At 63.7% G+C, this 12,978-nt stretch carries 12 protein-coding genes; 5 read left to right on the top strand and 7 right to left on the bottom strand.

The window, feature by feature from the left end; translation table 11 throughout:
• Positions 1-6: 6 nt before the first annotated feature.
• The 6 genes from eutA to ehuR form a co-directional block, all read right to left on the bottom strand.
• Positions 7-780 (bottom strand): ectoine utilization protein EutA, encoded by a 774-nt coding sequence (gene eutA / locus NKH63_RS13510; protein WP_352484025.1) that lies wholly within the window; start codon positions 778-780, stop codon positions 7-9.
• Complete coding sequence (gene ehuD / locus NKH63_RS13505) at positions 777-1,436, bottom strand: ectoine/hydroxyectoine ABC transporter permease subunit EhuD (RefSeq protein WP_023720653.1); 660 nt, start codon at positions 1,434-1,436, stop codon at positions 777-779. Before ehuD ends, eutA begins: the two co-directional genes overlap by 4 nt.
• A 16-nt stretch (positions 1,437-1,452) precedes the next feature.
• Complete coding sequence (gene ehuC, locus NKH63_RS13500) at positions 1,453-2,112, bottom strand: ectoine/hydroxyectoine ABC transporter permease subunit EhuC (RefSeq protein WP_023720654.1); 660 nt, start codon at positions 2,110-2,112, stop codon at positions 1,453-1,455.
• Positions 2,113-2,300: 188 nt separating this feature from the next.
• Entirely contained in the window at positions 2,301-3,152 is an 852-nt protein-coding gene (gene ehuB, locus NKH63_RS13495; protein WP_352484026.1) for an ectoine/hydroxyectoine ABC transporter substrate-binding protein EhuB, read from the bottom strand.
• A 65-nt stretch (positions 3,153-3,217) separates the two neighbouring features.
• Entirely contained in the window at positions 3,218-4,003 is a 786-nt protein-coding gene (gene ehuA, locus NKH63_RS13490) for an ectoine/hydroxyectoine ABC transporter ATP-binding protein EhuA (protein WP_023720656.1), read from the bottom strand.
• Positions 4,004-4,125: 122 nt separating this feature from the next.
• A complete protein-coding gene (gene ehuR / locus NKH63_RS13485) occupies positions 4,126-5,511 on the bottom strand; it encodes a MocR-like ectoine utilization transcription factor EhuR (RefSeq protein WP_352484027.1) in 1,386 nt (461 codons plus the stop codon).
• Between the two features lie 82 nt (positions 5,512-5,593).
• Here ehuR and NKH63_RS13480 point away from each other — a divergent pair, with 82 nt between their 5' ends.
• The 4 genes from NKH63_RS13480 to NKH63_RS13465 all read left to right on the top strand — a co-directional run bounded on the left by NKH63_RS13480 (position 5,594) and on the right by NKH63_RS13465 (position 10,254).
• On the top strand, positions 5,594-6,085 hold the full coding sequence (locus NKH63_RS13480) for an Lrp/AsnC family transcriptional regulator (RefSeq protein WP_352484028.1): 492 nt from the start codon (positions 5,594-5,596) through the stop codon (positions 6,083-6,085).
• 127 nt (positions 6,086-6,212) lie between these two features.
• A complete protein-coding gene (locus tag NKH63_RS13475) occupies positions 6,213-7,706 on the top strand; it encodes an NAD-dependent succinate-semialdehyde dehydrogenase (protein ID WP_352484029.1) in 1,494 nt (497 codons plus the stop codon).
• Between the two features lie 35 nt (positions 7,707-7,741).
• Positions 7,742-9,121, top strand: a complete 1,380-nt coding sequence (locus NKH63_RS13470; protein ID WP_352484030.1) for an aspartate aminotransferase family protein — start codon at positions 7,742-7,744, stop codon at positions 9,119-9,121.
• A 32-nt stretch (positions 9,122-9,153) separates the two neighbouring features.
• Positions 9,154-10,254: an alcohol dehydrogenase family protein gene (locus tag NKH63_RS13465; protein ID WP_352484031.1), complete on the top strand. Its 1,101-nt coding sequence runs from the start codon at positions 9,154-9,156 to the stop codon at positions 10,252-10,254.
• A gap of 5 nt (positions 10,255-10,259) precedes the next feature.
• On the opposite strand, the gene NKH63_RS13460 is transcribed toward NKH63_RS13465, so the two are convergent.
• Positions 10,260-11,636 carry an aspartate aminotransferase family protein gene (locus tag NKH63_RS13460; protein ID WP_352484032.1) on the bottom strand — a complete coding sequence of 459 codons (1,377 nt, stop codon included), beginning with the start codon at positions 11,634-11,636 and terminating at the stop codon, positions 10,260-10,262.
• A gap of 167 nt (positions 11,637-11,803) precedes the next feature.
• Between NKH63_RS13460 and NKH63_RS13455 the strand changes: the two genes are divergently transcribed.
• Positions 11,804-12,922 (top strand): NAD(P)/FAD-dependent oxidoreductase, encoded by a 1,119-nt coding sequence (locus NKH63_RS13455; protein WP_352484033.1) that lies wholly within the window; start codon positions 11,804-11,806, stop codon positions 12,920-12,922.
• Positions 12,923-12,978: the final 56 nt, after the last annotated feature.

Below are 12,978 nucleotides of genomic sequence, written 5' to 3'. Positions count from 1 at the left end.
CTGCAATCAGTTCAACGGCAGCGTCATCAGGCGGCCGAATTCGGGGCGTGGCTCGTCGTCGCCGCAAAGCCGCAGGCAATTCCAGGCTGTCGCCTGGTTGCTGGTGACGACGGGACGGCCGATGGCTTCTTCCATACCGACAACTGCCAGCGCCGACCGCAGCGCCGTGCAGGACACGAACAGCGCGTCGGCCTGCGGGGCCGTCGCCTCGCGGGCCAGATCGACCAAGGATTTCGGCGCAATCCGCGCCATCTCGCGGTCATCCTCGAAGCCGAGGCAAGTGAAGCTGGCGATCTCGAAACCGTGTGCCGCGAAATAGGCCGCCATTGGCCGGCTCGTCTCGACCGTATAGGGGGTGAGGATGCTGATTGTCCTGGCGCCCAGCGCCTTCAGGCCGCGCACTCCGGCCATCGGCGGCGTCACCACCGGCGCGCCGGGTTTCGCGGCCTTCACCGCCGCCTCGATTTCGGCATCGCCGATCACGACGGAGGCCGAGGTGCAGGAATAGCAGATCGCATCGAGCGGTTCGTCAGGAAGGATCAGGGCCGCGCCCGCCGTCAGTGACGGCTGCATCTTGCGCAAATTCTCCGGCGTCGTCGGGTTGGCGTAGGGAATACGCGCGACATAGACGCCGATACGATCGCTTGCCACCATGCGGTGAAAATCCGGTTCGCTCGTATGGTCGGTGGCAAGGATAATCAGGCCGACCCGCTTTTCCAGCGGACGTGCATCGAGCGCTGGACGGGCCGAGCGCAGGCGGATATCGGGTGCAGCGCTCATCGTTCGATCCGCCCATAACGGTGTTCCAGCCAGCGCAGCAGCACCACCGAGAACAGGCTGATGGCGAGGAAGAAGGCGCCGACCAAGGTGATCGGTTCGATATACCGATAATAGGTATTGGCGACGCTCTTGGCCTGGTTCATCAGTTCCAGCACGGTGATCGCCGACAGCAGCGGCGTCTCTTTGAACATGGCGATGAAATAATTGGCAAGCGCCGGGATCATCGGCGGGATCGCCTGCGGCATGATGATGTGCGTCCAGGTCTGCGTGGCGTTCAGATTGCAGGCCTTGGCCGCTTCCCATTGGCCGCGCGGCACATTATCGATGCCGGCGCGGTAGACCTCGGCTGTGTAGGTGCCGTAATGCAGCCCGAGACCGATGACGCCCGCCACCAGCGGCGGCAACAGGACGCCGAAATCCGGCAGCACGTAGAAGATGAAATAGAGCTGCACCAATAGCGGCGTGCCGCGGATGAACTCGGCAAGGAAGCCGATCGTGCGCGACAGAGCCCTGTTCGGCGAACGGCGCGCCAACGCGATGCCCAGCCCAACGATGGCCGCCAGCACCGAGCCGAGCAGCGTCGCCAGGATGGTGATCTTCACCCCCTGGATCAGCGTCGGCAGGATCTGCCGGACAAAATCCCAATCCCATTCCATTACAGAGCCCGATCCATCAGACGCGCACCCCGTCGAGGCCGCGCGCCATGCGGCGTTCCAGCGACCGCACGCCCCATGAGATGAGTAGCGCCAGCACGAAATAGATGACGAGAATGGTGCTGAACGGCACCAGCGTGTTGCCGGTCTGCGAGCGCACCACCTGCGCCTGGAAGGTCAGGTCGGCAAGCGAGATCAGCGAGACGACGGCGGTGGCCTTGAGCAATTCAATGGCGTTGTTGCCGAAGGTCGGCAGCATCACCAGCAGTGCCTGTGGCAGGATGATATGGCGCATGGCTTGCCAGCGGCCGAGATTGAGCGCGGTGCAGGCCTCGTATTGTTCGCGGCCGATCGACTTGATGGCGCCGCGCACCACTTCCGCCGCATAGGCCCCGACATTCAGGCCCAGCGCCAGCACGCCGGCCTGCAGCGGCGTCAGCGAGATGCCGGCGAAAGGCAGCACGAAATAGGCCCAGAACAGCTGCACGAAGATCGAGGTGCCGCGGAAGAACTCGATATAGGCGGTGGCCAGCGCGCGTAGCACAAAAAACCGCGACAGCCGCCCCAGCCCGGCAAGAAAGGCCATGATCAAGGCCAGCACCGACCCCATCAGCGTCAGCTCGATGGTGACAAGCGCTCCTTGCAAAATCAGGCCGAAATAGCCGGACCATTGGGTCATTGGTCGAAAGGGCTCCGCATTGAATATTTGGCGAGGCGATCACTTCAGCGTCCTTCTCCCCGTTCACGGGGAGAAGATGCCGGCAGGCAGATGAGGGGCAGAGCCAATCTGTCAAAAGCTGGGCGTCGCCCCTCATCCGGCCCTTCGGGCCACCTTCTCCCCGTCAACGGGGAGAAGGAAGAACGCGCCTACTTCGCCGAGCAGAGCTTGTCGCGGCTCGTCGACATCGCCGCCGCCGCCGAGAAGCCGTAGGGTTCGATGATCTTGGCGAACTCGCCGGACTTCTTCAGTTTCGCCAGCTCGACATCATAGGCATCACGTAGCGCTTCGTCGCCCTTTTTGAAGGCCGCGCCATCGCAATAGACCGGCGCACCGACCACCGGCGCGATGACTTCGAGGTTCGGATCATTGGCTTTCTTGACCAGGTCGTTGATCGACAGCACTGGCAGTGAATAGGCATCGATGCGGCCGTCCTGCAGCATCTTCAGGCCGCTCTGGCCGTCCGGCACGACGATGACGCGCTCGCGCGGCACACCTGCGGTGAGCGCCAGCTTTTCCTCTGTGCCGCCACCGGGTGCGCCGATCGTCGCGCTGGTGTCCTTGGCGACGTCCTCGTAGCTCTTGAAGCCCTTCGGGTTGCCCTTCTTCACCAGCATCGCCTCGGCGTCGCACAGCACCGGTTCCGAATAGGCGACCGCAGCACAACGTTCCGGCTTCATGAACAGGCCGGCGGTGACGACGTCGAAACGGCCGGCCTGCAAGCCGGGGATCATGGCACCATATTCCGAGATAGAGGCGACGATGTCGTTGACGCCAAGGCGTTTGAAGATTTCACGGGCAACGTCAGGCGCCGCACCCGAGACCTTGCCGTCGGCGGCAACCGCCGTATAGGGCGGCTCGTTGGCGATGGCGACGCGGGCAAAGCCTTGCGCCTTGAGCTCTTCGAGCTTGCTGTCATCGGCCGAGCCGGTCGTCGAGGCGGCCAGCACCGCCGTCAGCGCAATACCGGCGACGCCGGCCAAAATGGCAAATTTCTTCATTGTTCCCAACTCCTTGTTTGTCTGTCTTCTTGGCTTGCTTGAGGCGTCGCCGCCTCGCATGGCAGTCAGACCCGATGTCCGGCCGCAATGATCTTCTTCAGGAAACCTTGCGTACGCTCCTGTTTGGGATGGCGGAAAATCTCGTCGGGCTTGCCTTCCTCGACTATTCTGCCGCGATCGAAGAACAGCACCCGGTCGGCGAAGTCATGGGCGAAACCCATCTCGTGGGTGACCAGCAGCATGGTCATATCGGTCTCGGCGGCGAGCTTGCGCATGACGTTGAGCACCTCGTCGACGAGTTCCGGGTCGAGCGCCGAGGTGACCTCGTCGAACAGCATGATCTTCGGCGACAGCGCCAGCGCCCGGGCAATCGCGACGCGCTGCTTCTGGCCGCCGGAAAGCTGCGCCGGCATCGCCTTGGCCTTGTCGACCATGCCGACCATGTCGAGCAGCTCCATCGCCCGCTTTTCGGCGGCGGCCCGCGGCATGGCTTTGGTCAGCATCGGTGCCAGCGTCACATTGTCGATGACGCATTTGTGCGGAAACAGATTGAACAGTTGGAAGACCATGCCGATCTTCTGGCGCATCTTTGCCAAATGCCGTTCATCCGCCGTCAGCAGCCGGCCGTTGCGCTCCATATGGTACAACTGCTCGCCGTCGACCTGGATGTGGCCGCTGTCAATGCGCTCGAGCGTCATCAGGATGCGCAGGATCGTCGTCTTGCCCGAACCCGACGGGCCGATCAGCGCCAGCTTCTCGCCGGGCATGACTTGCATCGAGAGGCCATCCAGCACCTTGAAGGTGCCGAAGCTTTTCGAAATGCCGTCGATCTTGATGATGGGCGCCGACAATGAATTTCCCGTGCTGGAGAAGCTGTACCTTTAACGATGCGGATCGCGGCAAATCATGTCAATCAAGAAAATAATATCATGACAATATTTCGGACTCCGCACAATTCCCCGCCAATTGTTGCCTAGATCGCAAGCAGGAGATGCTCGGGATCGCCGAGCAGAAGCTTGGTGACAACGCCGAGACCGGCACGCAGTTCCCCCTCCGTGGTCGAGCCCAGCGAAATCCGCACGGCTGGATGCCAAGGCATCTGCGAAATGCGAAACGACGTGCCGGGCGCGATCGCCACGCCCTGCAGGCGGGCCTGGGAAACAAAGCCTTCCTCGCCGCGATCATCGGGCAGTTGCAGCCAGACATGCAGCCCGTCGCGATGAGCCCGATAGTCCACTCCGGCGAGCGCCTCGGCGGCGATGTCCAGACGCCGCCGCAAAGCCATCCGCTGCCATCGAACGAGTTCCATCGCGGTGCCGTCGGTCACCCATTTGGTGGCGATCTCGGCCACCAGCGGCGTCGCCATCCAGTTCGAGACGAGGTGGCGGTTGGCAACCGCGGCGACATAACGATCGGGTGCCGCGAGATAGCCGATGCGCAGGCCCGGCACCACGATCTTGGTGAAGGAGGTGACGTAGAGCGTGCGCTCGGGTGCAAACGCCGCGACCGGCGGCGGCCGGTCCTCGACCAGCGGGCCGAGGACGTCGTTTTCGATAATGGCGATGTCATGCCTGCGCGCAACGGCGGCAATCTGTTCGCGCCGGGCGGCGTCCATCAGCGTCGCCGTAGGGTTGATCACCGAGGGCTGCACGAACACCGCGCGGATGTCCGACAGCCGGCAGGCCTCGTCCAGCGCTTCCGGGATCAGCCCATTGTCGTCGATCGGCAAACCCTCGAGGTTGAAACCGAGATAACGCGCCAGCGGGATCAGTGTGTGATGGCCGATCGCCTCGGTGGCGACGGTCGAACCGGGCGGCGCCACGCTCATCAGCGCCACTGTCATCCCTGCGGTGGCGCCGTTGGTCAGGCTGATGTTCTGCGGCGACGCGTCGAGGCCGCAGAAGCGTAGCCACTCGACACCCACCGCGCGGTGGCGCGGGAACACCATGTTCGGCCTGAACGACAGCGCCGAGCTCGACGGCAGGTTTTCGGCGAGCCAGCCCAGCGCCTGCTTCAGCCGCTCCAGATGCATCGGTTCGCAGACCGGCTTCAGGATAGAGAGGTCGATGACCTCACCCAGCCGCTCCGGCAAATAGGGCGGCTCCGGCTCGCGGCGCTGCGTCTGCACGAAGCTGCCGCGGCCGACCTCGCCGGACACCAGCCCGCGGCGGATCAGTTCCTCATAGGCGCGGCTGACCGTCTGCACGGAAAGTTTGAGATCGTCGGCCAGCTGCCGGTGCGTCGGCAACCGGGCGCCATTGGCCAGGCGCCCGTCATGGATGGCCCGCGCGAACTGGTCGGCGAGCGATTGGTAGGCCGGCCGCCGGATAAGAGCGGGATCTGGTCGCCATAATGTCATGACTTATTAGAGATCGAAATCAGTGCAATTGACAATCGAAATAATGCGCCATCATGGTGTCCGGCACTGGAAGTGGACGATCATGGCTGCAGCGAAACTCGATCCGATCGACCTGAAAATCCTCGACGCCATCCAGCGCGACGGGCGCATCACCAAGCTGGCGCTGGCCGAGAAGGTCGGCCTGTCGCCGACGCCGTGTTGGATGCGGCTGCGCAAGCTGGAAAAGGCCGGCATCGTCTCCGGCTATCACGCCAGGATCGCCATGCGTGCCATCGCGCCGGTCGCCACCGTGCTGATGGAGGTGACGCTGGCCAGCCACCGCCAAGCCGATTTCGACCGTTTCGAGCGCGTCATCCGCGACATCCCCGAGATCGTCGCCTGCTGGTCTGTCGGTGGCGGCGTCGATTACCTGCTGAAGGTGATGGCGCGCGACATCGACGCCTATCAGCGGCTGGTTGACACTCTGCTCGAACGCGAGATCGGCATAGACCGCTATTTCACCTACATCGTCACCAAGACGGTGAAGGAGGAGAGTGTGCTGCCAGTGGCCGATCTGCTGCCCGCATCTTCCTGATACAGGAGAGATCGTCTGCCCGGGCGATGCAATAGAGACAATCTCTCTACGTGCAGGCACCGAAACAGCCTCTCTGTTTGCGCGGCAGAGATAGTCTTGCGGCGTCACCCGAACCGGGAGCCCGATGATGTCCGCACATTTTGCCCGCTCGCAGCGCCATGAAGCGCTTGATCGCCTCGCCGACCGACGGCTGCTGCGTGAACTCGCCTATGTCGATGGCCACTGGACGGCAAGCGAGACCGCGGAGAGTTTCGAGGTGACCGATCCGGCCACCGGATCCACCGTCGCTTTCGTTGCCGCGCTCGATGCCCGGCAGACGACGTCGGCGATCGATGCGGCATCGCGCGCCTTTCCCGCCTGGCGCGCATTGCTGCCGCAGGAACGTTCGAAAATCTTGCGCAAATGGTTCGATCTGATCATCGCCGCCAAAAATGACCTGGCGCTGCTGATGACGCTAGAACAAGGCAAGCCGCTGAAGGAATCGCTCGGCGAGATAGACTACGCCGCCTCTTTTGTCGAATGGTATGCCGAGGAGACCAAACGCCTCAACGCCGAAAGCGTCACCAGTCATCTGCCGGGCGCGGAGATGATGGTGCGGCGCGAGCCGCTCGGCGTCGTCGGCGTGGTCACGCCGTGGAATTTTCCAGCGGCCATGCTGACCCGCAAGGCGGCAGCCGCTCTTGCCGCCGGCTGTACCATCGCCGCGCACCCTTCCTCGGAAACGCCGCTGTCCGCACTGGCGCTGGCCGAGCTTGGCGAACGTGCCGGCCTGCCGGCTGGCGTGTTCAACGTCCTCACCGGCAAGGCTTCGACCATCGTTGGGCGGATGTGCGAAGACCCGCGCGTTCGCGCCATGAGCTTCACCGGCTCGACCGAGGTCGGCAGGTTGATCGCCGCGCAGAGTGCGCCGACGATGAAGCGTCTGGTGATGGAGCTCGGCGGTCATGCGCCGCTGATCGTCTTCGCCGACGCCGATTTCGACAAGGCTGTGGCCATCGCGGTCGACGCCAAATTCGCCACCTCCGGCCAGGACTGCCTCGCCGCCAACCGCATCTATGTCCAGCGTCCGCTATACGATCGGTTCTGCGCTGCTTTCGCCAAACGCGTCCAGGCATTGCGGGCCGGCAATGGCCTGGCTGACGACACCGAAATCGGACCCTTGATGCATGAACGCGCCGCCAAGAAGGTCGAGGAGCAGGTGGCCGATGCGCTCGCCAAAGGCGCGCGCTGCCTGACCGGCGGCAAGCGCCATCCGGCCGGGCCGCTGTTTTACCAGCCGACCGTGCTTGCCGACGTTGGAGACGACGCTTTGATCATGCGCGAGGAGACCTTCGGTCCGGTTGCGGCAGTGACGCCTTTCGACAGCGAGGACGAGGTCATCGCCCGCGCCAACGCCACCGAATACGGCCTGGTTGCCTATGTCGTGACTGAGAATGGCGGCAGGCAATTGCGCATGGGTCGCGCGCTCGACTATGGCATGGTCGCCATCAACCGCGTCAAGATCACCGGCGCGCCGATCCCCTTCGGCGGCGTCAAGCAGTCCGGCATCGGCCGCGAGGGCTCGCGTCACGGGCTCGAAGCCTTTACCGATCTCAAATATCTCTGCCTCGACGTTGCGTGAGCCGCGCCCGACACATTTTTCTCAGGAGTAAAAAAATGCTCGACCAGTCAAACGAACTCGCCGCCTGGGATCGCGATCACTTCTTCCATCCCTCGACCAATATGGGCACCCATGCGCGTGGCGAGAGCCCGACGCGTGTGATTGCCGGTGGCGAAGGCGTCACCATCTGGGACAATACCGGTAAGAAGAGCATCGACGCCTTCGCCGGGCTCTACTGCGTCAATGTCGGCTATGGCCGCCAGAAGATCGCCGACGCCATCGCCGCACAGGCCAAGAACCTCGCCTATTACCATGCCTATGTCGGCCACGGCACCGAGGCATCGATCACGCTTTCCAAGATGATCATCGACCGCGCGCCGCAAGGCATGTCGAGGGTCTATTTCGGCCTCTCCGGTTCCGACGCCAACGAAACCAACATCAAGCTGATCTGGTACTACAACAACGTGCTCGGCCGGCCCGAGAAGAAGAAGATCATCTCGCGCTGGCGCGGTTATCACGGCTCCGGCATCATGACCGGATCGCTGACCGGCCTCGACCTTTTCCACAACGCCTTCGACCTGCCGCGTGCGCCGGTCCTGCACACCGAGGCGCCCTACTATTTCCGCCGCGCCGACCGCTCGCTGAGCGAGGAGCAGTTTTCGCAATACTGCGCCGACAAGCTCGAGGAGATGATCCTGGCCGAAGGGCCGGAAACGGTCGCCGCCTTCATCGGCGAGCCGATCCTCGGCACCGGCGGCATCGTGCCGCCGCCGGCCGGCTACTGGGAGAAGATCCAGGCGGTGCTGAAGAAGTACGACGTGCTGCTGGTTGCCGACGAGGTCGTCACCGGCTTCGGCCGGCTGGGCACCATGTTCGGCTCCGACCATTACGGCATCAAGCCCGACCTGATTACCATCGCCAAAGGCCTGACCTCGGCCTATGCGCCGCTCTCCGGAGTCATCGTCTCCGACAAGGTCTGGCAGGTGCTGGTGCAGGGTTCCGACAAGCTCGGCTCGCTCGGCCATGGCTGGACCTATTCGGCGCATCCGATCTGCGTCGCCGCCGGCGTCGCCAACCTGGAACTGATCGACGAGATGGACCTGGTACGGAACGCCGGCGAGACCGGCGCCTATTTCCGCGCCGAGCTGACGAAAGCCGTCGGTGGCCACAAAAACGTCGGCGAGGTGCGCGGCGACGGCATGCTGGCGGCAATCGAGTTCGTCGCCGACAAGAACGATCGCGTGTTCTTCGATGCCTCGCAGAAGATCGGTCCGCAGATCGCGACCGCGCTTGCGGCAAGCGGCGTCATCGGCCGCGCCATGCCGCAGGGCGACATTCTCGGTTTTGCGCCGCCGCTCTGCCTGACGCGGGAAGAGGCAGACATCGTCGTCTCCAAGACGGCCGATGCGGTGAAGAGCGTGTTTGCCAACATCTGAAGAACCGACATGCCAACATCTGAAGAACCGACATGAATGCCATGACCAAGACCATCCCCGCCACCATGGCCGCCGTGCAGTTGATCGGGCACGGCGGACCGGAAAAGCTCGTCTACCGCACCGACGTCAAAGTACCCTCGCCCGCCCCGGGTGAGGTGCTGGTCAAGGTCACCGCTTGCGGTATGAACAACACCGATGTCTGGGTGCGACAGGGCGCGTATGGCACTGAGGAGGATGCCGCCGCTGTGTCGACCTGGCGTCGACAGGGCAATACGCTGACCTTCCCGCGCATCCAGGGCACCGACACGGTCGGCAACATCGTTGCCGTCGGCGACGGCGTGTCGCCGGCTCGCATCGGCGAGCGGGTGATGGTCGATTTCTCCATCTACAATCGCGACGACGATTCACTCGCCGACATCGACTATATGGGCCATGGCCGCGACGGCGGCTATGCCGAATACCAGGCAGTACCGTCCGAAAACGCCCATGTCGTCGATACCGATCTGACCGATGTCGAGCTTGCCACTTTCTGCTGCGCCTATCTCACCGGCGAGCAGATGCTGGAACGCGCCGCGTTGAAAGCCGGCGAGCGGGTGCTGGTCACCGGCGCCTCGGGCGGCGTCGGCTCAGGCATCGTGCAGCTGGCGCGGGCACGCGGCGCCATTCCCTATGCCATTGCCGGCAAGGGCAAGGAAAAGGCGGTGCGTGATATCGGCGCCGAGGCGGTGATCACCCGTGGCGTTGCCGATCTGCCGGCCGCCGTTCGCGCGGCGACCGGGGGCCAGCCGATCGACGTCGTCGCCGATCTGGTCGGCGGCGCGATCTTCAACGACCTCCTGCGCATCTTGAGGCCGGAAGGCCGCTACACCACGGCTGGTGCAATTGCCGGCCCCGTCGTGCAGCTAGATCTGCGCACCATGTATCTGAAACAGCTGCAACTGCATGGCTCGAGCCAGGGCACACGGGCGGATTTCCGCCGCATCGTGCGCTACATCGAGGAGAAGAAGATCCGGCCGCTGGTCGGCGGCGTCTACAAGCTGTCCGATTTCCATCGCGCCCAAGCCGATTTCATCGCCAAGGATTTCGTTGGCAAGCTGGTCGTCGTGCCGGATGCGGTCGGCATCGCTAAATAGCGCGATCAGCTTGGCGATCGGACCTGCTTGACGGCAGCCTCGAGCGATCTTTCAAACGCGTCGATCACCTGGTCGACCTGCGGCTCGGTGATGATCAGCGGCGGGCAGAAAGCCAGCGCATCGCCCATATTGCGCGAGATGACGCCGTTCTGCTGCATGAAGCCGTTGACGAGCCCGCCCAGTTCACCGGTCTTCCCCCACGGCGCCTTGTTCGCCTTGTCGCCGACCAGTTCGACCGCCGCGATCAGGCCGATGCCGCGCACCTCGCCGACAAGCGGGTGCGAAGCGAGCGTGCGCAGCCGCTTCTGCATATGCGCGCCGACCGCACGCGCATTGCCGACAAGGTCGCGCTCCTCGATCAGCTTCAGGTTCTCGAGCGCGACCGCTGCCGCAACAGGATGGCCGCCGCCGGTGAAGCCGTGGCCGAAGGTGCCGATACGATTGCTTTCGTCGGCAATCGGCTGGAACACCTTGTCGTTGATCAGCAAGGCCGAGATCGGCAGATAGGACGAAGAGATCTGTTTCGACAGCACCATGATGTCGGGCCTGATGCCGAAGGTCTGCGAGCCGAACATCTCACCTGTCCTGCCGAAGCCGCAGATCACCTCGTCGGCGACCAGCAGGATGTCGTATCTCGACAGCACCGCCTGGATCTTTTCCCAGTAGCCGGAAGGCGGAACAATGACGCCGCCAGCACCCATGATCGGTTCGCCGAAGAAGGCGGCGATGGTTTCCGGTCCTTCGGCCAGGATCAGCTTTTCCAGCTCGTCGGCGAGCCGGCTCGAAAACTGCTCTTCGTTTTCACCCGGCAGCGCCTCGCGCCAATGGTGCGGTGTCGAGGTATGCAGCACATTGGCGATCGGCAGATCGAACGAGATGTGGTTGTTGGGCAGTCCGGTCAGGCTCGCCGAGGCAATGGTGACGCCGTGATAGCCCTTCTTGCGGCTGACGATCTTCTTGCGCGCCGGCTGGCCGAGCGCATTCGACCGGTACCAGATCATCTTCATGGCCGTATCGTTGGCCTCGGAGCCGGAATTGGTGAAATACGCCTTGCTCATCGGCACCGGCGCCATCTGCACCAGTCTCTCGGCGAGATCGATCAGCGGCGAATGCGATTTGGAGCCGAAGTCGTGATAGTAAGGCAGCTTCGACATTTGCCGTACCGCCGCATCGACCAGCCGCCTCTCCGAAAAACCGACCGCGACGCTCCAAAGCCCGGCCATTGCCTCGATATAGCGGTTGCCGGCGAGGTCCTCGACATAGATGCCGTCGCCCTTCTCGATGACGAGCGGCCCTGCCTCCTGATGCTTGCGGGCGTTGGTGTAGCCATGCATGTGATAGCTTATGTCGCGGGCTTCGGGCGAATTCGGTCGTGCGTCCATGACGGCTCCTGTGCTGCACGCAGAAACAGTTCCGCCGCCGGTCCGGCTCGGCAGGTCCCCGTGCATTATGCGGTTTGATGCATCTTTCTCGAACGATATAGTGTCAAGCGCTTTCGACAGGGCCAGCGGATGGATGGACGCATGCAGAACTTCGGCTTGACCTGATCGTGGACCGTGTCGACTGCATTGTCGTCGGCGCCGGCGTCGTTGGCCTGGCGATCGCGCGAGAGATGGCGCAGCGCGGCATCGACACGCTGGTGCTGGAAGCCGAGAGCGCCATCGGCACCGGGACGAGTTCGCGCAATTCCGAGGTCATCCATGCCGGCCTCCACTATCCAGTTGGATCGCTGAAAGCCCGGTTCTGCGTGGCGGGCCGGGAAAGGCTCTATCGCTACTGCGACGAGCGTGCGATCCCGCATTTGCGCTGCGGCAAGCTCATCGTCGCTACGAATGCCGAACAGGAGCCGGTGCTCGCCTCGATCCGGGCCAATGCGCGCGCTTGCGGCGCCGGCGACCTGGTGCCGTTGCGCGAAGCCGAGGCACATGCGCTGGAGCCCAGCCTCAAGTGTACGGCGGCGCTGCTGTCGCCGGCCACCGGGATCGTCGACAGCCATGCCCTGATGCTTGCCTTGCTGGCTGATGCCGAGGAGCACGGGGCGGCACTCAGCCTCAACACCCGCGTCGCCGCCGGCCGCATCGAAGCGGGCCGCGTCGTGCTCGACACGGTGGACGCTACCGGCGGCGAGCGCTTCGAGATCGCTACCACACGCTTCGTCAATGCGGCCGGGCTTAGCGCCGCAGCGCTTGCCCGCTCGCTTGAAGGGCTAGATCAGCAGTTCGTGCCAAAGCTCCATTACGCCAAAGGCAATTATTTTTCGGTGGCCGGCCGGGCGCCCTTCTCGCGGCTGATCTATCCAGTACCCGAACCAGGCGGACTCGGTGTTCATCTGACGCTCGATCTCGACGGCGTCACCCGCTTCGGGCCGGACGTCGAATGGACTGATCAACTCGACTATCGCGTCGATCCAGCTCGTGGCGAGCGCTTCTACAGCGAGATCCGCAAATACTGGCCGGACCTGGCCGATGGCAGCCTGCAGCCCGCCTATAGCGGCATCCGGCCAAAACTGTCCGGTCCCGGTGAGGCCAATGCCGACTTCGTCATCCAGGACGTGGCGGTGCATGGCGTGGACAGCCTGCTCAACCTGTTCGGCATCGAAAGCCCCGGCCTGACCTCCTGCCTGGCGATTGCCGATCATGTCGCGCAGCGCCTCGCGCCGAAGTTGTAGCGTGCGGCGCCCGCGCCACGATCTGAGGCGCATTGCGTGAACTTTCAGGCGCAAGT

Origin of the sequence: Mesorhizobium sp. M0960, assembly GCF_040319055.1 — a bacterium.
Taxonomy (GTDB): Bacteria; Pseudomonadota; Alphaproteobacteria; order Rhizobiales; family Rhizobiaceae; genus Mesorhizobium.
This window is presented reverse-complemented; position numbering and strand designations above follow the sequence as displayed.